The organism is Agromyces atrinae (assembly GCF_013407835.1).
Classification (GTDB): Bacteria; Actinomycetota; Actinomycetes; order Actinomycetales; family Microbacteriaceae; genus Agromyces; species Agromyces atrinae.
This window is the reverse complement of the sequence record NZ_JACCBI010000001.1, coordinates 2,860,398-2,879,716: the sequence shown is the minus strand read 5'-3', so window position 1 is coordinate 2,879,716 and position 19,319 is coordinate 2,860,398. Positions and strand designations below refer to the sequence as shown.

19 protein-coding genes are annotated in these 19,319 nt (G+C 70.0%); 7 read left to right on the top strand and 12 right to left on the bottom strand.

What is annotated here, in order from left to right:
- Positions 1–84: 84 nt before the first annotated feature.
- On the bottom strand, positions 85–2,616 hold the full coding sequence (locus tag BJ972_RS13460; protein WP_129171971.1) for a rhamnogalacturonan lyase: 2,532 nt from the start codon (positions 2,614–2,616) through the stop codon (positions 85–87).
- 218 nt (positions 2,617–2,834) lie between these two features.
- On the opposite strand from BJ972_RS13460, the gene BJ972_RS13455 reads away from it, so the two are divergent.
- Entirely contained in the window at positions 2,835–3,488 is a 654-nt protein-coding gene (locus tag BJ972_RS13455; protein ID WP_129171972.1) for a metal-dependent transcriptional regulator, read from the top strand.
- Positions 3,489–3,538: 50 nt separating this feature from the next.
- On the opposite strand, the gene BJ972_RS17395 is transcribed toward BJ972_RS13455, so the two are convergent.
- Positions 3,539–5,416, bottom strand: coding sequence for a helix-turn-helix transcriptional regulator (locus BJ972_RS17395; RefSeq protein ID WP_129171973.1), 1,878 nt, complete (start codon positions 5,414–5,416; stop codon positions 3,539–3,541).
- Between the two features lie 192 nt (positions 5,417–5,608).
- On the opposite strand from BJ972_RS17395, the gene BJ972_RS13445 reads away from it, so the two are divergent.
- On the top strand, positions 5,609–6,406 hold the full coding sequence (locus BJ972_RS13445; protein ID WP_129171974.1) for an HAD-IIA family hydrolase: 798 nt from the start codon (positions 5,609–5,611) through the stop codon (positions 6,404–6,406).
- 70 nt (positions 6,407–6,476) lie between these two features.
- Positions 6,477–6,659, top strand: coding sequence for a hypothetical protein (locus tag BJ972_RS13440; protein ID WP_129171975.1), 183 nt, complete (start codon positions 6,477–6,479; stop codon positions 6,657–6,659).
- Between the two features lie 17 nt (positions 6,660–6,676).
- Here the strand turns inward: BJ972_RS13440 and BJ972_RS16970 are convergent, their stop codons facing one another.
- Both BJ972_RS16970 and BJ972_RS13430 read right to left on the bottom strand, forming a co-directional pair.
- Positions 6,677–7,561: a DUF4190 domain-containing protein gene (locus BJ972_RS16970; protein WP_206736448.1), complete on the bottom strand. Its 885-nt coding sequence runs from the start codon at positions 7,559–7,561 to the stop codon at positions 6,677–6,679.
- Positions 7,558–8,577 (bottom strand): hypothetical protein, encoded by a 1,020-nt coding sequence (locus BJ972_RS13430; protein WP_129171976.1) that lies wholly within the window; start codon positions 8,575–8,577, stop codon positions 7,558–7,560. The genes BJ972_RS16970 and BJ972_RS13430 overlap by 4 nt, the downstream gene beginning before the upstream one ends.
- 209 nt (positions 8,578–8,786) lie before the next feature.
- Between BJ972_RS13430 and BJ972_RS13425 the strand changes: the two genes are divergently transcribed.
- From BJ972_RS13425 to BJ972_RS13410, 4 genes are read left to right on the top strand one after another with little or no spacing between them, the layout of a single operon-like run.
- Positions 8,787–9,770, top strand: coding sequence for an intradiol ring-cleavage dioxygenase (locus BJ972_RS13425; protein ID WP_129171977.1), 984 nt, complete (start codon positions 8,787–8,789; stop codon positions 9,768–9,770).
- Positions 9,771–9,808: 38 nt separating this feature from the next.
- Positions 9,809–10,051 (top strand): twin-arginine translocase TatA/TatE family subunit, encoded by a 243-nt coding sequence (gene tatA, locus BJ972_RS13420; protein WP_129171978.1) that lies wholly within the window; start codon positions 9,809–9,811, stop codon positions 10,049–10,051.
- On the top strand, positions 10,048–10,848 hold the full coding sequence (gene tatC / locus BJ972_RS13415; protein WP_306457472.1) for a twin-arginine translocase subunit TatC: 801 nt from the start codon (positions 10,048–10,050) through the stop codon (positions 10,846–10,848). Before tatA ends, tatC begins: the two co-directional genes overlap by 4 nt.
- 10 nt (positions 10,849–10,858) lie before the next feature.
- Positions 10,859–11,284: a twin-arginine translocase TatA/TatE family subunit gene (locus BJ972_RS13410; protein WP_129171979.1), complete on the top strand. Its 426-nt coding sequence runs from the start codon at positions 10,859–10,861 to the stop codon at positions 11,282–11,284.
- 15 nt (positions 11,285–11,299) lie between these two features.
- On the opposite strand, the gene BJ972_RS13405 is transcribed toward BJ972_RS13410, so the two are convergent.
- The 8 genes from BJ972_RS13405 to BJ972_RS17390 all read right to left on the bottom strand — a co-directional run bounded on the left by BJ972_RS13405 (position 11,300) and on the right by BJ972_RS17390 (position 19,194).
- Positions 11,300–11,713: a hypothetical protein gene (locus tag BJ972_RS13405; protein WP_129171980.1), complete on the bottom strand. Its 414-nt coding sequence runs from the start codon at positions 11,711–11,713 to the stop codon at positions 11,300–11,302.
- Positions 11,714–11,823: 110 nt separating this feature from the next.
- Positions 11,824–12,756, bottom strand: coding sequence for a nucleoside hydrolase (locus tag BJ972_RS13400; protein WP_129171981.1), 933 nt, complete (start codon positions 12,754–12,756; stop codon positions 11,824–11,826).
- 14 nt (positions 12,757–12,770) lie between these two features.
- The gene (locus BJ972_RS13395) at positions 12,771–14,306 is read right to left on the bottom strand and encodes a hypothetical protein (protein ID WP_129171982.1); all 1,536 of its coding nucleotides are present in this window, start codon (positions 14,304–14,306) and stop codon (positions 12,771–12,773) included.
- Positions 14,303–14,878: an orotate phosphoribosyltransferase gene (gene pyrE / locus BJ972_RS13390; protein ID WP_164989832.1), complete on the bottom strand. Its 576-nt coding sequence runs from the start codon at positions 14,876–14,878 to the stop codon at positions 14,303–14,305. The genes BJ972_RS13395 and pyrE overlap by 4 nt, the downstream gene beginning before the upstream one ends.
- A 509-nt stretch (positions 14,879–15,387) precedes the next feature.
- The gene (locus BJ972_RS13385) at positions 15,388–16,725 is read right to left on the bottom strand and encodes a threonine/serine exporter family protein (protein WP_129171983.1); all 1,338 of its coding nucleotides are present in this window, start codon (positions 16,723–16,725) and stop codon (positions 15,388–15,390) included.
- A gap of 5 nt (positions 16,726–16,730) precedes the next feature.
- The gene (locus BJ972_RS13380; protein WP_129171984.1) at positions 16,731–18,080 is read right to left on the bottom strand and encodes an anaerobic C4-dicarboxylate transporter family protein; all 1,350 of its coding nucleotides are present in this window, start codon (positions 18,078–18,080) and stop codon (positions 16,731–16,733) included.
- 1 nt (position 18,081) lies between these two features.
- Positions 18,082–18,795 carry a Type 1 glutamine amidotransferase-like domain-containing protein gene (locus BJ972_RS13375; protein WP_129171985.1) on the bottom strand — a complete coding sequence of 238 codons (714 nt, stop codon included), beginning with the start codon at positions 18,793–18,795 and terminating at the stop codon, positions 18,082–18,084.
- A 276-nt stretch (positions 18,796–19,071) separates the two neighbouring features.
- Positions 19,072–19,194 carry a hypothetical protein gene (locus BJ972_RS17390; protein ID WP_257022743.1) on the bottom strand — a complete coding sequence of 41 codons (123 nt, stop codon included), beginning with the start codon at positions 19,192–19,194 and terminating at the stop codon, positions 19,072–19,074.
- Positions 19,195–19,319: the final 125 nt, after the last annotated feature.

Genomic DNA, 19,319 nt, shown 5'->3' with positions numbered 1-19,319 from the left:
CGCCGTTTGTGTCGAGAATCGCCGCTGCAGCGGGTCAACTCGACACAAACGGCGATTCTCGGCGGGGGATGCCGCGTCGCGGCGTCAGCGACGGAAGGTCTTCGACCACTCCTTCGTCGGGCCGTCCTTCATCGTGTAGCCGTACTTCGGCACGGCGACGACGGTGACCTCGCGTTCGGTGACCTTCACGAGCGTCTTCGTCGCGAGCACGCCGTTGACGTAGTAGTCGACGGTCTTCGACGGCGGCACGATCACCCGGTCGAGCTTCTTACCCGGCAGGTCGATGAACACGGGCTTCACCGCGCGCGTCTCGGTGACGTGCAGGGGAACGCTCGACCAGTCGACGTCCGAGGCGAAGTAGAACCCGGGGTAGGCCGGCTGGTTGTACGTCGTGTTCTGACGGGCGATCTCGGCGCGGTACTGGATGTCGTGCATGAGCGTGTACATCTTGCGCTCGGTCGGCTCGGTGCTCGAGTACATGCGGAGGGCCGTCGAGTCGGCCGTGCGCACGATGACCTCTTCGCGCCAGTCTCCCGTGACGTCGGCGACGAGACCCGCGGTGCCCTTCGTGTAGTTGTTCGTGAGGGTGCCCTCGAGAGTCACGAGGGTGCCGCGCGTCCAGTCGTCGATCGTCGGCGTCTGGTCGATGCTGCCGTTCAGCAATTGGGTCGTGCCGTCGCCGGCCCAGCGCACGCTCTGGTTCGTGCCGGGCGTCGTCGTCTCGAGCTGTTCGCCCGTCGCCGAGAGCAGGCCGCTGCCGAGCGATCCGTCGGGCATGCTCGCCCAGACCTCCATGCCGGGCACGTCGGGGCGCACGTCGCCGATCATGCCGCGGCCGGTGTCGCGGCCCGAGTAGGCGCCGTAGTGCACCTCGCCGGTCGCCGCGTCGCGGAGCGCCGATCCGTAGGGAGCGTAGGCGCCGCCCTCGTGCACCGTCCAGATCTCGAGGCCGGGGCGGCTGGGGTCGATGTCGGCGACGTGCATCGCGTCACCGTGTCCGAGGCGGGCCTCCTCGCCGGGTGTCGCGCTGCCCTCGGGCATCGTCGCGAACGAGCTGTACAGCAGGCTGCCGTCGTCGTCGATCGTCGCCGATCCGTAGACGATCTCGTGCTTGCCGTCGCCGTCGACGTCGGCCGCGCTGAGCGAGTGGAAACCCTGCGTCGTGATCGTGCCGAACTCGGGGTCGGTGCCGTCGCGCCCGTGCGGGCCGTCGTTGAACGGGTTCGTCATGGGCACGTGGCCGCTGTCGACGAACCAGCGCTGCGAGAGCGAGGTTCCGTCCCAGTCGTAGGCGGCGATCGTCGAGCGCGTGTAGTAGCCGCGGGCGAAGATCGCAGAGGGGTGCGAGCCATCGAGATAGGCCACTCCCGCGAGGAACCGGTCGACCCGGTTACCGGGCTCGATGCGTGACATCGCGTAGTCGCCCCACAGCAGACCGTCGTCGCCGCGGCCGGGCTCGTAGTGCACGGTCTGCAGCTCACGCCCCGTCGACCCCTCGAAGACCGTGAGGTACTCGGGCCCGTCGACGATGAAGCCCTCGAACGCCGAGAGCACGTTGCGGGCACTACGGCCCGGCGCGTAGACGTCGATGAAGTACGAGACGAGCTCATCGGCGCTCTCGCGCGAGAGCGGGTACTCGTGGGCGACCTCGATGCCGAACGCCTCCTCGAGGGTCGCGGGCCAGTTGCCGGCGGCGACCTCGGGGTGCTCGGTCCAGCCGAGGAACATCTGCACGAGGTGCTCGCGGTAGTCGGCGGCGCTCATGCGGTAGTCGTCGTCGTGCGTGTAGCCCGCGTCGACGTCTTCCTGCGGCATCGTCACGTAGCTCTCGGCGACGACGGAACCGTCGGGCGCGAACTGCGTCGTCTTCGTGCCGGGTGCCGTCTTCAGCATCATCTCGGCGCGGCCGTCGCCGTCGAAGTCGTAGAGCATGAACTGCGTGTAGTGCGCGCCCGAGCGGATGTTCACGCCGAGGTCGATTCGGCTGAGCAGCGTTCCGTCGAACTCGTAGGTGTCGAGGTAGGTGCCTCCCGTGTAGCCGACCTGGGAGACATCCTTGCTGTTCGAGGGCTCCCACTTGACGACGATCTCGTAGGCGCCGTCGCCGTCGACATCGCCGACGCTCAGGTCGTTCGCCGTGTAGGTGTAGGCCTCTCCGGCGGGCGTCACACCGTCATCCGGCTTCTGCAGGGGGATGTCGAGCCAGCCGTCACTCCACGGGGCGACGGCGTCACTCGGCTCGCCCTCGATGCCGCCGCGCAGGGTCGCGACGCGATACTGGGCATCAGCGGGCGCCTCGGCGTCGAGGAACGTCGTCGAGTCGGTGACGGTGGCGATCGCCTCGTCGCCGCGGTAGACGACGAAGTCGGTGCCCGTGAGTCCGGTCTCGCTCGCGCCCGTGGCTTCGCCCGAGAGAAGGCGCCAACTGAGGTAGACGCCCTCGTCGGTCGGCACGGCGACGAGGCCCCGATCAAGCGCTTCGACCTGTGGAGACGCGGGCGGCGAACCGTGATGGTGACCGGGTGTGGCGAATGCGGCGGGGGCCGCGCTCACGACGAGGGCTCCGGTCGCGATGCTCGCGAGCGCGACGCGGAATGAACGGCGGTGATTCATCATCGAATCCTTCGGTCGTCGGAGGAGAGCGGGATAGCGCTTTCCGAGGGCGCTTAAACCGTACCCCGAACGGGGTACACGGTCAAGGATGCGCGCTCGCCGTGCGCCGCCCGTGAGGGGTCAGCAGTTCGCCTTTCCGGGCGCGAATAGCCCGATCTACTGCCCCCTCACGGGGGGACAGGTGTGGGGGAAAGGTGGAGCGTGGCCCTAGTCTGGAGCGGATGGCGAACACGAGCCCGGCGATCGAGGACTACCTCAAGACCGTCTATGCGCACACCGAATGGCAGCCCGACGCCATCACCCCGTCGGCGCTCGCGGGCCGCCTCGGCATCGCCCCCTCGTCCGTCACCGAGATGGTCAAGAAGCTCGCCGCGGCCGGCCTCGTCATCCACGTGCCCTACGGCGCCGTGCGCCTCACCCCGCTCGGCACCGACCGCGCCCGGCAGGTCGTACGCCGACACCGCCTCATCGAGACGTGGCTCGTGCGCGAGATGGGCTACGGCTGGGACGAGGTGCACGACGAGGCCGAGGTGCTCGAGCACTCGGTGAGCGATCGACTGCTCGAAGCCATCGACGAGCGGCTCGGCCGACCCACCCGCGACCCTCACGGCGACCCCATCCCCCTCGCCGACGGATCGATCGTCGTGCCCGACGCCGTCAACCTCGCCATCGCGACGCCCGGCCACACGGGCCGCATCGTGCGCATCAGCGACCGCGACCCCGCCGTACTCCGCTCGCTCGACGAGGCATCCGCCGGTCTCGACACGGCGCTCTCGGTGACGGATGTCGGTGCCGACGTCATCCGCATCGACCTCGCCGGTCGCACCCACGCGCTCACGCGCGCCGCGGCCGAGGCCATCTGGGTCGAGGCCTGACCGAGCGCTCCCGAGTCGCTCGACAGCCGTGTTCCGAGGCGCGGTCGACCTCACCCGTGCCCGAGGCCTCGACGCTGCATCTCGGCGAGGGCGCCGTCGCGCGAGTTGACCCCGAGCTTGCGGTAGATCGACCGCAACTGCGACTTGACGGTGTTGGGCGACACGACGAGGGCGCGCGCGATCTCCTCGATCGACGCGCTCTCGACGAGGCGGGCGAGCACGACCCGCTCGCGCTTGCTCAACGTGTCAGGCGACGCGGGCTGCGGGTACGGCACCGCGGCCGCGACGGCCCGGAGCGACTCGGGGTCGCGCTCCGAGGCGCCGATCGCGAGCGGCACGTTCGCGCTGAGCCACCACAGGCGGTTCCGCACGATGACGAGGTCGACCTCGCGGCCCACCCGCTCCGCTTCCGCGTGATCGCCCGCGGCGAGAGCCGTGCGCATCGTGAGGATCTGCGCCTCGACCTGATCGACCAGCGGGAAGCCCTCGGGCTGCGTCAGAATCGCGGCGGCGGCGTCCCTCGTCGTCCCGCCGCGATACACCTGGGCGCGCGCGTACGGCAGCGACAGCAGCGTGTGCGACGCGGCGTCGACGCCCGCACGGGCCGCCGCGCGCACGATCGTCTGGAGCGCCTGCACGTGCCGTCCGAGCGCGACGAGCGCCTCACTGCGTGCGACGGCGAGCGCGAGGGGAGGCACGGCGGCCTGCTCACCCATCGCCTGACGCGCGACGGCCGCGTCGAGTTCGGAAAGAGCGACGATCGGCGCCCCGCGACGGATGCGCCGTCGAGCGAGCGCGAGCTGTACGAACGGCCAGATCTCGAGTTCGGCGCCCGCGAGATCGTCGATCGAGACGGATGACGGGCTCGTCGTCATCCGCTCGGCATCGAGCAGGGCGAGCGCGACGAGCGCCGGTGCGCGCACCGGCAGGTCAAACCAGGGATGACAGCGGCGACCGGCGGCGTCGGCCATCCAGCGTTCGGCCTCGGCCGGCGACCCTCCGACCGCTTCGATGAGCGCGAGCTGGCTGGCGGCGTTGACGACGATGTGCTCGCCGTCGATGCCGGCGAGGCGAGCGGCGCGATGCGCTGCGGCCGTCGAGAGGCGCGCCCGGTCGATGCGCGAGACGAGCAGGTACGTCAAGCCGCACTGGAGGTGCGACCACGCCGCGATCGGAGCGTCGACGCCGGCAGCGCTGCGCCCTCGTTCGGCGATCTCGACCTCGACGCGTTCGGCGATCTGCGCAGCGCGATCGGTGCGCCCGCGCGTGCGCTCGCTGATCATCGCGCCCACTATGACGTTGAGGGCGGCGTTCGCCGACCACTCGCTCAGGTCGCTCGACAGCAGGCCGGCGGCGCGCGCACTGGCCGCCTCGATGACCGCCCTCCGCGCGGGACCGTCGGCCTCGTGCACGGCGCGATCGAAGATCACGGACGCCATGGTGAGGAACGGGTACGCCTCGAGCACACTCAACGGCAGCCGCGAGTAGGCGTCGAAGGCGACCGCGTCGGCTCGGGCGATGAGGCCGAGCCCGTGTCGACCCCACAGGTCGACGAGCACGGGCCAGGCCTCGGACCGGCGTGCGTGGAACAGGGCCGAGATGATCTCGGAGTCTCCGCCATCGTCGGCCAGCCGCAGGGCGAGGTCGTGATGGATCGCACGCGTGCGGGCGTCGACGGCGAGCGGGTCGACGAATCTCTGCATCAGCTCGGCCCTGACCTCGGCGCGCAGCACTCGTCCGCTGCCCGTACCGTCGGCGGGTTCGAAGAGCTCGTCCGTTCCGACCCAGCGCTGCTGCTCGTCGCCCCAGATGCCGGCCGCGGCGAGCACCTCGACGTGCGTGAGGGTGAAGACCGGTGACACGGCGAGCCAGTACCCCGCCACGTGGTCGATGGAGTCGAAGCGCGAGAGCGCGCCACTGAGCGTCATTCGGGTGATGCCCTTCTCGTGGGTTTCATTCGATCGTATCGATCCGCTGTCATCCGTGACGGCGGCCCGCGCATACCCCATCGAGTGGTCGATCGCTCGGGGTGCGGGGCGCCCTGCACCCGGTGGGATCGACCTCTCGACCGGTGGTCAGCGCCGACGGCACGCCACCCCCGCGCCCCGTAGTCTTGAGTCATGGGACACCGGAATGACGTCGAGTGCTGGCTGACCGACATGGATGGCGTGCTCGTGCACGAGAACCATGCGCTTCCGGGAGCCTCCGAGCTCCTCGAGCAGTGGAAGCTGAGCGGCACGCCCTTCCTCGTGCTCACCAACAACTCGATCTTCACCGCGCGCGACCTCTCGGCCCGTCTTCGGGCGAGCGGCCTCGAGGTGCCCGAGGAGTCGATCTGGACGAGCGCCCTCGCGACGGCCGACTTCCTCAAGCAGCAGCTGCCCGGTGGCTCGGCGTTCGTGATCGGTGAGGCCGGCATCCTCACGGCTCTGCACGAGGCCGGCTTCATCATGACCGAGACCGACCCCGACTTCGTGGTCGTCGGCGAGACGCGCAACTACTCGTTCGATGCGATCACCAAGGCGATCCGTCTCATCGGCAACGGCGCACGCTTCATCGTGACGAACCCCGACGCGACCGGCCCCTCGGCCGACGGACCCATGCCCGCGACGGGCGCCATCGCCGCGCTCATCACGAAGGCGACGGGCAAGGAGCCCTACGTCGTCGGCAAGCCGAACCCCATGATGTTCCGCTCGGCGCTCAACAAGATCGGGGCGCACTCCGAGAACACCGCGATGATCGGCGACCGCATGGACACCGACATCGTCGCCGGCATCGAGGCGGGCCTGCACACGATCCTCGTCATGACGGGCATCAGCGACCGCGCCGAGATCGAGCGCTACCCGTTCCGCCCCGACGAGGTGCTCTCGGGCGTGCACGAGCTCGTCGACCGCGAGCCGCGCGAAGTCGAGATGTAGTGCCCGCTCCCCGCTCTGGGGGCACCCGCACCATCGACGCCGGCTCGCTCACGCCGATATTCTGCGCGAGATGACCGAGTCCGCCGCCCCTCCCCCCACGCGCCCCCGGTGGGTGCTTCCCGTGCTCATCGGCACGGTGGTGCTCGTGCTGCTCGCCGGCGCCGCTTTCGCGACGGTCGCGATCACCTCGCTCGCGAGCGCGCCGGGCACAGCGACGGATGACACGGGCCACGTCACGCTGAACGAGCAGTAGTCAGCGAGGAGCTCGGACTAGCCGTACAGCGGGATGACGAGGACGACGGCCAGCACACTGCCGCCGATGACGCCGATGCCGAGGTAGCCGAGCACGAGGCCGGCGAGAGCGAGTCCCCGACCGGCGTCGCCGGAGCGCCGGATCTGACCGAGTGCGACGTGGCCGAAGACGACGGCGAGCACACTGCCGCCGATGACGCCGAAGACGAGCGCAAGGATGGCGAGGACGTTCGTGCGGCGGCTGTACTCGGCTCCCGCGGCCGCGAGCGATTCGGCCGCAGTCTCGCTGCGGACCCGTCTGCTGTGACTGACAGCGAGGGCGACGGCGACGGCCACCACGGGCGCGACGACCTCGGCCGCGATGAGAGGGAGTCCTCCGAGCGCGAAGGACCCGAGGAATCCGACGAGGATGAGGATCAGCCCGGCGCCCAGTCCGAGGTATCCGAGCCCGCGCACGGGGTACGCGACGGCGAAGGCGAGGAACGCGAGGGAGAATCCGACAGCGAGCTCGAACCCTGGGGCGACCATCAGATCGGCGACGCCATCGCCGTACACCCACGCGACGTTGCCGAACGCGACGTCGTTGGCGACCGATACCGCGCCGAACGCGATCGCGAGTCCGACGGCGCCGAGCCTGCGTGCGAGCGTGGGCGCGGCGAGACCCGCGGCCACCGCGAGCAGCGTGGTCTTCAGGAGCCCGAACGTCAGCAGCGTCAGGATGCCTCGGGGAACGTCATCCCACCAGAAGGGCGGCGCGGCGAGGATCACGACCCACTCGAGCACACCGCCCGCCGAGAAGAACGCGAGGGTCACGATCCACAGCACGCGGACGAGGCGGCTGCGCCGCGGCGACGCGGGCCCCGCTGCCGACGCGGCGTTCCGGTCGTCGACGTCGACCGTCATCCGCCGACCTTGCGGGCTGATTGCGGTTCGCGCGTACCCTTCGAACTCTCGTAGCCGTCGACGATCATCGCGATCGCGGTCGTGTGCTCGGAGGTCAGCTTGAGCTCACCGGTGACGACGTCGCGGAGGTCGTGGCGCCCCTCGACGAGCATGCCGAACGCACCGTTTCCGAGGCGGCCGATCACGGCGCCCTCGGGAGCGATCTCGACGAGGCGGCCCGACAGGTCGAGCTCGATCGCATGCGCCGCACCGCGCCCCATGGCCGTGCGGAGGGTCGAGAAGTCCTCGACGCTCACGCGCACCGCGTCATCCCCCTCGGCTCGACGCACCGCGCGAGCGAAGCCCCGACGACCGACGAAGTGCCGGCCCGTCGACTCGTGCACGATCTCGCGACCCCGCTCGGCACGCAGGGCGACGAGCGCGAACGCCGCGCCGACGACGCAGAGGGCGTTGACGAGGGTCGCCGTCTGCGCGCCGAAGAACGTCTCGAACCGCGGCTCGGCCGCACCCCAGTAAAGGAAGGCCACGAGCCTCGCGAGCGAATAGGCGAACTGCAGGCAGGCGAGCACCGCGATGATGCGCATGGCCGGGCGACGACGCATCCGGGCGTCGAGGCAGATCGCGAGGACGGCGAGAGACAGACAGGCGAGCACGCCGAACCGCACGGCGGCTCCGTTCCACATGCCGGACTGGGTGTCGGAGATCGCCGCGATCATCGTCACGGCCGTCGCGATGGCGACGATGACGCCGCCCGAGCGGGCGCCCGCGAACACGCGCAATCCCGACCAGATGAGGCCGAAGCTCAGCGTCGTGGCTCCCGCGGTGAACGGCACGATCCAGTCGACGTTCGGAACCTCGCGGAAGATCACGAGACCGACGACGCCGAAGACGGATGTCACGCACGCGAGGGTCCACAGCAGTGTCGACGAGCGGTGCACCGTGCCCGAATCGCCGATGACGAGGAGGATTCCGGTGACGACGACCGCGGCGCCGGCGATGAGGAACGCCAACGTCATCGCTCACCCCATTCAGTCATCCGCCCGCATGCTCTCGCAAAATGGGCCTTTCGATGCTCCCACGCGAGACGTCGCAGAACCATGGACGACGCGTCCCCAGAACGGGTGTGCTGTGGGTCGATCGACGCATAGGAACCTCGTAGCTCGTTCATGGCCGACGCGTTGACTCCTCAGCGATCCTCGTACTCACCCCGACAGAAGGAGCAATCATGAACAGGATCCCCGAACCCGACCAGACGCCCGAGGGCCCGGCGTACGAAGGCCGCCTCCTCGACCGTGTCGACGAGGAAGTCGTCGACCAGGGCGTCGCGTTCGACATCCGCACCCTCGTCAGCCGTCGTGCCGTGCTGAGTCTGCTCGGCATCGGTGCGGGCACGCTCGCCCTCGCCGCGTGCGCGACCGGTGCGGCCAGCAGTTCCGGGGGCTCGACCGCGTCGTCGACCACGACGTCGACGCCCTCCCCCTCGAGCGGATCGACGGCCACGGTCGCCGGCGAGATCCCCGACGAGACGGCCGGCCCGTACCCCGGCGACGGATCGAACGGCGTCGATGTGCTCGAGCAGTCGGGTATCGTCCGCAGCGACATCCGGTCGAGCCTCGACAACGGCACGACGGCGGCAGGCGTTCCGATGGCTCTCAGCCTCACGATCCTCGACATGCAGAACGGCAACGCGCCGTTCATCGACGTAGCCGTCTACGTGTGGCACTGCGACGCCGAGGGCGGCTACTCGATGTACTCGGAGGGCATCGAGAACGAGACGTACCTGCGGGGAGTGCAGGTCGCGGGAAGCGACGGAACGGTCTCGTTCACGTCGATCTTCCCCGCGTGCTACTCGGGTCGCTGGCCGCACATCCACTTCGAGGTGTACCCGAACGTCGAGTCGATCACCGACGCGACGAACGCGATCGCCACCTCGCAGGTCGCCTTGCCGCAGGACGTCTGCGACACGGTCTACGCCCTCGCGGAGTACTCGGGCTCCTCGCAGAACCTCTCGCAGGTCACCCTCGACTCCGACAACGTCTTCGGCGACGACGGCGGTGCACTCCAGCTGGCGACCGTGACGGGTGACACCACCTCGGGCTACGTGGTCTCCCTCACGGTCGGCGTCGACACCTCGACCACCCCGAGCGTCAGCGAAGCCCCCTCCGGCGGACAGGGCGGCGGCCCCGGCGGAACCCCTCCCGGTCAGTGACCGGATCGATCCCACTCGACCCACGAAAGGACACCCTCATGCTCCAGAACCTCACCGGTTGGCACGCGATCATTGTGCTCGCCGTCATCCTGCTCCTCTTCGGCGCCACCAAGCTGCCCGCCCTCGCCCGGAGCGTCGGGCAGTCGATGCGGATCTTCAAGACGGAGGTCGCCGAGTCGACCCGCGCCGCACCCGAGAACGAACAGACGGACGACACGGAGCCGGCACGATCGACGATGCCCGTTCCGCTCACGCCCGAGAGCGATCGGCGAGTCGCATGAGCGTCGCCGGCGGCGCGCAGCCGATCGCGGCCGGCACGATGACCCTGTCGGCGCACCTCCGCGAGGCGCGTACCAGGATCTTCCGCACGGTCGTCGCCGTGCTCGTCGGCGTCGCGATCGGTTACGTCGTCTCCGGCGCGATCCTCGACGTGCTGCGCGCACCGATCCTCGAGCTCGCCGAGTCGCGCGACGCGAGCCTCAACTACGACAGCGTGAGCGGAGCCTTCGAGCTGAAGCTCACGATCGCGATCTTCGCGGGTCTCGTCATCTCGAGCCCGTACTGGCTCTATCAGGCGTTCGCCTTCTTCGTGCCAGGGCTGACCCGACGTGAACGCCGATACACGTTCGCGTTCTTCTTCTCAGCCGTCCCCCTCTTCGCCGCGGGCTGCACGACGGGCTTCCTCCTCTTCCCGCACATCGTCGAGCTGCTGGCGAGCTTCGCCTCGACCGAGGACAGCACGCTCCTCCAGGCGCGGTACTACGTCGAGTTCGTGATGAAGCTCGTGCTCGCCGTCGGCGTCGCCTTCGTCCTGCCCGTGTTCGTCGTTCTGCTGAACGCGATGGGAGTGCTCTCGGGTGCATCGATCGTGCGGAGCTGGAGAATCGTCCTCACCGGGATCGTCGTCTTCTGCGCACTCGCGACACCCGCCGCGGACATCGCATCGATGTTCCTCCTTGCTCTTCCGATGGTGGTGCTATTCGCCGGGGCCGCGGGCATCGCGCTCCTCCACGACCGATCGGTCGCGCGTCGCGCTCTCGCGACCGCCTCTCGCCCACCATCCCTGCTCGACGCCTGAGGAGGACACCATGTTCGGACTCTCGATCGACAAACTCATCGTCGTCGCCCTCGTCATCGCCGTCATCCTGGGGCCGGAACGGCTACCGCACTACGCGAGCATGCTCGGCCGCGTCGTGCGATCGCTCCGCGCCCTCACCGAGGGAGCGAAGTCACGGATGTCGGAGGAACTCGGCACCGACCTCGACGCCGAGGCGTGGAAACGTCTCGACCCCCGCCGGTACGATCCGCGACAGATCATGCGCGAGGCGCTCGCGGCGCCGGGGGTCGCGGCGGGAGCGCCCGATACGGCGGCGCCGCCGCCCGAGTCGAGCGTACCCGACGAGATCGTCAACGGGGAAGTCCGGGACGACGAGGTCGCGCTCGAGCCGGCGATGCCCGCACCACTCCCGAAGCCGCGGTACTCGTCGAGCGGGCGCGTGATCAGAGAGGAGTGAGGGCTCTCACCGCCGTCAGTTCAGCCGAGCGTCGACGATGGGGCCCACCTCGACGTCGTACGCCGTGCGGAGCGTCGCGATGGCCATATCGAGGGTGTCGAACACCGTATCGGCCGTCGCCTTCCCGCCGCTCAGGTCGAGCACGGCGGCCTTCACGACCGCGTCATCGCCGTCGGCGCGGCCGGAGAAGCGGACGGTCGCCTGCTGCCCCCAGTGCGCGAGCCCCGGGATGAGCTCGATGCCGACCGTGCGCGACGCGATCCAGCGGCCCGCGGAACCCAACTTCACGATGCGCACGCCCGCTTCGCTCGACGTGAGGCGGAAGTGGCCCGCGAGGTACGGGGCGACGAGCGCGTCGAGCACCGCCTCGACCGGGGCGGCGACGACGATCGTGCGCGTCGGTTCGCCCATGTGCTCCGATGCCCTCATGTCACTCCCTGGTGCGCTGGTTCTTGCGGCGGTTCGCCGGAACTTCGACGATTCGCCGGAACAGATCGCCCGATCGATCCGGCGAATCGTCCGACTTCCGGCGAACGTCGTCAGGCGAGGCGCGCGACGGCCGCCTCGACGTCGGCCCAGAAGGCCGCGACATCGAGATCGACGGCGACCCACGCGTTCGGTTCGCGACCGAGGATGCCGTCGAGATCGACACTCGTCGCGCCGAGCGTCTCGGTGCCGGTGAGCTCGACGTCGAGGCGCGTGTGCACGAGAGTGACGGGCGACGGGTCGGTGAGCACCGCGACGGCGACGGGGTCGTGCAGCGGGCCGTCGGGAAGACCGAAGACCTCGTCGTTCGTGCGGCAGAAGAACTCGAGCAGTTCGCCGCCGAAGGCCGCGGTCGCGTTGCCGACGGCCTCGATGCTCGCGCGCACGGCGGGCGTCACGAGGGCGCGGTGGGTGACGTTCAGCCCGACCATCGTGAAGCGCACACCCGAGGCGAGCACCGCGGCGAGGGCGTGCGGGTCGACCCACGAGTTGAACTCGGCGTAGGGCGTGACGTTGCCGCGCTCGGTCGAGCCGCCCATCCAGACGATCTCGCGGATGCGGTCGACCATGTCGGGCCGGTCGCGCAGCAGGATCGCGACGTTCGTGAGCGGTCCGGTCGCGATGATCGCGACGGGTTCGTCGGAGGCGAGCAGCACGTCGGCCATGAGGGTCGTCGCGTCGCGCTCATCGAGCGGCATGGTCGGCTCGGGGAGCTCGGGCCCGCCGAGGCCGTTCTCGCCGTGGATCCACTCGGCCGTCTCGAGCTCGCGCTCGAGCGGACCGGCGGCTCCCGCCGCAACCGGCACGCCGCTGATGCCCGCGACCGTGCACGCGACACGCGCGTTGTACTCGGTGAAGCGCAGCTCGACGTTGCCGCCGACGGTCGTGATCGCACGCAGGTCGAGAGACGGATGACCCGCAGCGAGCCAGATCGCGAAGACGTCGTCGTGACCGGGGTCGCAGTCGAGGATGACGGGGATGCTCATGGGTGGGACTCCGCTCAGGCAGCCGGAGCCGGGCCGGGGCCCGCGACCGTCGCCGAGAGCGGTTCGCCGCTCGAACGGTTGACGAAGCAGTAGTAGTTGCGCTGCCCGTCGGTCCACTGCTCCTCGGTCACCGGGAAGCTGCCCTGCACCTGCAGGTCGGGGTAGCCCGACGCCGCAGCGAGGTCGATGACACCGGCCGCGGTGCACAGCACGTTGATCTGCGAGGCGAGTTCGGCCTCACCGGGGAACGCGGCCTCGGGCGTCTCGTCGAACGCGCCGCGGTACACGAGCTGAGCCGCGTGCGGCGCAGCGCAGTCGACGACGGTGAAGTCCTCGGCCCACGGGGTCAGGAACGGGTCGACGCACTCGCCGCCGAACAGCTGATCCCACGCGTGCACGCCCGCGGGCTGCGGGGCGGTCGGCTCGGGGGTGGCCGTCTCGGTGGGCGGGGCCGACGTCACGACGGGCGCCGGGGCGGAACCGAACCACCCCGGGATGCGCGTCCCGATGAAGAAGAGTCCCGCGAGCACGGCGAGGGCCGCGACGATGGCGATCACGATGATGATCGTGCGACGACGACGCACCGCCGGAGTCGCCGCCTCAGCGCTCACGCGCGGCGGCTTCGGGCCGGGGTCGGCCGTGCGGCGGGGGCCGGGTGCCGGTTCGGCGTCGGCGGCGACCACGGCCGCGGGGATGACGGCGGCGGGCGGAACGACGAGCGGCGTGGGGATGTCGGCTCGATCCATCGCCTCGGTCGGAGCGGGTTCGGCGGCGACGGCCTCGGTCGGCGCTGCATCGGCGGCCGGGGTCGGCACGTCGGCGATGTCCATGAGCTCGGTCGCGGGCGGCTCGTCGGCGACGACGGTCGCGGCAGACACGGGCTCGGCGAACCAGTAACCGAGGTCGTCTCCGACATCGGGATCGTTCGACACGTCGACGGTCTCGGCCGTCTGCTGCGCCTCGGTCTCGGGGTCGACGGCGGGGTCGACAGTGGGCTCAAGCGCAGGCTCGGGCTCCGTGACGACGGGGAGCTCAGGCTCGGCCGGAGGGGTGACGTCGCTCGCGGCATCCGGTGCGGCAGCGCTGACGGGATCGGCGGCCGGCGCCTCGGCGGACGCTGCGGCAGCAGCGACGGCGAGCGCCGGGTCGGGAGCGGTCGGATCGGGGGCGAGGTTCCACGAGAAGCCCGTCGCAGCGGGCGACTCCGACTCGTCGAGCTCGAACGTCGCCTCGGTCGTCGGTTCGGACACCTCGGCGGCGGGTGCCGACTCGGGCACCTCGGGCTCGTCGTGGTCGAGAGGGGCGGGCGGGTCGAAGATCGTGCGCACGCGCGGCGCCTCGGCCGTCTCACCCGTGGTCGGCGCGAACCACTCGGGAACGACCGGTTCGGCGTCCGCGTCGGAGCCCGGCTCTCCTGTCGTGGGTCGCTCCGCGGCATCCTCGGCCTTGCGCCGCGCACGACGCGGGCGATCGCCGCCCAGCTGGTTCAGCAGCCACTCGGAGTCGTTCGGGCCGCCGTTCTCGCCCGTTCCGCCGGTGTCGTCGCTCATCGCGAGAGCCCCAGGTCGTCGAGTCCGATGGCATAGAGGTAGGGGTAGCCCGCGCCCTCGATGACCTCGCGCGCACCGGTGTCACGGTCGACGACGACCGCAACGGCGGCGATGATCGCGCCGACCTTCTCGAGCGCCTCGATGGCCTTGAGCGGCGAACCGCCCGTCGTCGAGGTGTCTTCGAGCACGATCACGCGCTTGCCCTCGAGGTCGGGGCCCTCGACCTGCTTGCCGCGACCGTGGTCCTTCGGCTCCTTGCGCACGACGAACGCGTCGTAGGCGAGGCCGCGCGCGGCGCCCTGGTGCAGGATGGCTGCCGCGACGGGGTCGGCTCCCATCGTCATGCCGCCGACCGCGTCGACGTTCTCGACGCCCGCGATGAGGTCGATCATGACCTGACCGATGAGGGGCGCGACGCGGTGGTCGAGGCTGACCTTCCGCAGATCGACGTAGTACGTCGCCTTCTTGCCGCTCGTCAGCGTGAAGTCGCCGTGGAAGACCGCGTCGGCGGAGATGTGGTCGATGAGCTGCTGACGCACGTCGGCGTCGGCCGGAAGATCGCGAGAGTTCACGACTACACCCTATTGCGAAGGCGTCAGCGACGCCGAAGGCGGGGCACACGAACACCGCGCGTCATCCGCCCCCACCACGCTCTGCCGCCCCGCCCCCCCTTCTCCCTTTCCCCCCCTCCGCGCTCTGCCGCCACGCCCCCTTCTCCCTTTCCCCCCTCCGCGCTCTGCCGCCTCGCCCCGCCGTCTCCCTTTCCGCCCTCCGCGTTTGTAGGGGATACGACGTGAAGTAGGACCAGGGGCGGCCTGATCACCTACGAAGCGGACAAAGGCCTACAAACAGGAGGGGGCTCGGCGCGAGAGGGCACCGCGGGCCGGGGTCGGGGCCGGGGCCGGGTCCGGGTCCGGGGCGGGCTGGGGCCGGGCGGACCGGGCTGGGGCGGCCAGGGCCGGGGCGGACCGAGTCCGGGGCCGGGGCGGACCGGGCTGGGGCGGCCAGGTCCGGAGATCCGACGGCCACGGCAGGGGCAAGGGCACGGGATGACGGCGAGAAGCGGATGACGGGGCCGGCGTCAGCGACGCCGAAGGCGGGGCACACGAAGACCGCGCGTCATCCGCCCCCACCACGTCGACGGCGGGGCCTCGGATGCCGCGTGCGGGAGTTCGATGTGGAAGTCGGCGATCTCGGCGGCACCCTGGCGGGCGAAACGGTAGAGGGCCGTTCCGATGAGCACGCCGAGGGCGATCGACATGACCGTCGTGAGGGCCGAGACGAAATCGGTGAGTCCGGCGTTCGATCCGACGGCTTCGGTGAGCCCGACGAGGCCCGCCGCGCCCGGCACGAGCACCCAGAACGCGGGCAGGAACGTGATCTGCGTCGGAGCGCCCTTCGGCAGCGCGGCGATCGCGTGCACGACGGGCGTCATGGCGAGGGCGCCGATGAATCCGCTGACCTCGGCACCCGCGATGAGCCCGCCCACGAGCTGGGCGCTGTACGCGACGCCGATCGTGAGGAGCACCCACCCGAACGTCGCTGCCGGCGCCGAGAAGTGCAGATAGTTGCCGATCGCGAAGAGCACGAGACCGACGATCGCGACCCACCACGGCAGCGGCGCGCCCGACGACGCCGAGACGGCCGCGTCCACGCCGACGATCTGCGCCGCCGCGAGGATTCCGAACGCGAGGAGGCCGAGTTGCACGAGACCCATGACGAGGCGCGACGCCCCCGCGATCATCTGACCCGCCGCGAGCTCGACCGTCGCCGTCGTGAGCACCCCGCCCGGCAGGAACGTCGCGAGCGGCGCGATGAGCACGTGCAGCGGGTCGCCGATGCCGAACCGATCGGCGAGCACGAACACGACGAGCGCGCAGAAGAACGACGCGAAGACGGGGAACACGAGCTGCAGCGTCGGCGAGCGCACGAGTTTCGCGAAGCCGATGATGAGGCCGAGCACGAACGCGATCGCGAGCCCCTGCCACGAGGGGACGAGGAGGAGCGAGAGACCCGCCGTGAGGATGGCGTGGCCGAGCGTGCGCACGACCCATCCGAACCGCGGCGACATCGAGCCGATCTCGTTCAGTCGACGGATGCCGTCGGCGGGGTCGACCGCCCCCTGCTCGGCGTCGTGCACGAGGCGGTAGAGCGCCGCGATCTGATCGAAGCGGAACGCGCGGTGCGAGCGACTGCGCAGCGACACCTGGCCCGTCGAGCGCCCGCCCGACTGCAGCAGGATGACGGTCGGCAGCACCACGACATCCATCTCGTCGTCGCCGTAGGCGTGCGCCGCGGCGAGCAGCACGCGGTGGATCTCGTCGACGGATTCGTCGGACGCCGTCATCCCCTCGGCCAGACCGAGCAGGAAGCGTCGGAGTACCGCGGGCTCGATCGTCTCGGTCGCTGTGCTCGCCACGCGCCCTACAGTACGACGAACGAGAGCAGCACGCCCACGATGATCGCGGCGCCCATGTAGACGAGGTTCGGCAGCTGGAACGAGTGGTCGAAGACGAAGCGGCCCATCTTCGTCGATCCCGTCTGGTCGAAGGCGACGGTCGCCACCTGGCTGCCGTTCGCCGGGAGAATGTACATGCCCATCGCGCTCGGCCAGAGTCCCGCGATGAGGGGCGCGGGAAGCCCGATCGCGAGGCCGATCGGCACGATCGCGTTCGTCGCGCTCGACTGGCTCGTCGTCAGCATCGCGACCGCGGCGAGCGCGAGGGCGAAGAGCAGGGCACCCCAGAACGCCGACGAACCCGACACGAGTGCGCCGAGGCCCGAGACGATGAGCTCCTGGTTCGCCGCGACGAACGTGTTCGCGAGCCACGCGATACCGAAGAGGGCGATGGCTCCGACGATGCCCGCGGGGAACGTCGACTGCTTCGGGACGTCGGGCGCCTTGACCTTGCACGTCACGAAGATGAGCGCGGCGATGACACCCATGATGACCTCGATGATGATCGTCACCGAGACGCGGATCGGCTCGCCCGCGTCATCCGTTCCGACCACCGGGCGGAGGCCCTCGAAGAGGCCGAAGAGCACGATCACGCCGACGCCGATGAGGAAGATCGACGCCGAGCGCACCGCCGTCTTCGGCAGCTCCTTGGTCGACGCGACCTCGACGGGCGGCTTCACGAGGTGCTCGGCGACGCGGCGCTGGAACTCAGGATCGTCGTCGAGCTCCTTGCCGTGCTTCAGCATGACGAGCGCGGCGAGGCCGAGGCCGACGATCGAGGCCGGCCACATGATGAGGAGCAGCTGGCCGAGGTCGACGCCCTCGGGTCCGATGAGCACGATCATCGACGCCGTCGCCGCAGAGACGGGACTGCAGAGGATGCCGACCTGCGACGCGACAGCCGAGACCGAGAGCGCCCGCTCGGGGCGGATGCGCTGCTGGTACGACACGTCGTAGATGACCGGCAGCAGCGGGTAGAAGATGTTGCCGGTGCCGGCACCGACGGTGAAGAGGAACGACATCGCGGGGGCGAGGAACACGACGCTCTTCGGCCGCCGCGTGATGACCTTCGCCGCGACCGACACCATCCAGTCGATGCCGCCCGCCGCCTGCATGACGGATGCCGCGGTGATGACCGTGATGACGATGAAGACGGCGTCGACGGGGGCGTTGCCCGGGGCGACGCGGAATCCGAACACGAGCACGGCGACGCCGACGAGGCCCCAGACGCCGAGGCCGATCCCGCTCGTGCGGGTGCCCATGAAGATCGCCGCGATGACGACGAGCAGTTGTGCGACGAGCGCGACGACGTCCATGTCAGCTCCCCGCGAGCACGGTCACGGGCAGCGGGGTCTCGACGATCTCGCCGTCGACCGCTTTCACCGTCAGGGCCAGGGCGTCCTCGACGGGGCTGATCGCCGTGACGAACTTGCCTCCGTGGAAGTGCACCGACTGCAGGTTGCCGACGGCGTAGCCCGGGCCGAGCTCCCCCGACTTCAGGGCCGCGTGGTAGATCGGCTGCCGTTGGTCCTCGGCGTCGTAGTGCGGGCTGAAGCTTCCGGGCAGGAACCCGAGGCCGTCGGGCAGCACCAGGAGCGTCGGGCCGAAGCTGTCGGTCGTGCCGCCCTCGAACCAGCAGATGCCGCCCGCCGAGCCGCCCGTGAAGACGACGTTCGACGACTCGTCCTCCCACAGCTCGCGCATGATGTCGTCGAGGCCCTGCCGGCGCCACACGTCGAGCATGTTGGCCGTGTTGCCGCCGCCCACGTGGATGACGTCGAAGCCGCGCACGAACCCCGCGAGGTCGTCGACGGCGCGATGGAAGAGGGGAAGGTGATGCGGCGCGCACCGGTCGGAGTGGTACGTCGTGTAGAAGCTGAGGATGTACGCGGGGTCGTCGCCCGTCGCCGTGCCGACGAAGAGCACGCGCGGGCGCTCCTTGCCGGTCAGACCGAGGATGTAGTCGTGCGTCGGATCGGTCCTCCGATCCATCATGACCTTGCCCGCACCGGTCGCCACCACGTGAGACATCGAAGCCCCCTCGCTCCGAGCGCCGGCTGATCGGCGCCGCCTGCGCTCACGGTAGACCCGCGCGCGGGCCCGTGTCGAGAGATTCTTCCGGCCGTCCCCTCGGCGAGATGCCACGAATGCACCGTGCCGGAGGCGGCGGACGGGGCGTTCGTGGCAATTCGCACGGGGTGGATGCCGCGGGCGCGGGTTAACGAACAGAGCCGCTGTTCCGGGTGTCCCTCCCCGGTTCAGCGGCTCTCTTCGTGCCAGCCGAGATGATCGGCTGCAGTCGGTGGGTCAGATGACGCTCGTGTACGAGCGGGTCTTCTGAGCGCCATAACCGTCACGGGCGGTGACGACGATGGTCGAGACGACGGCCGCGACGGATGCGGCGGCGAGGACGGAGAAGAGAACGATCATGATGAGCCTTTCGAGGGAGTCTGGTATCGACCGCAGCCCCATTGCTCGTATTCGATGTCTTCATTCCACCACCCGTCTTTCGTTAGCACAATCGAATGATTCTTCAATGACTTGTTAGGCTGGCT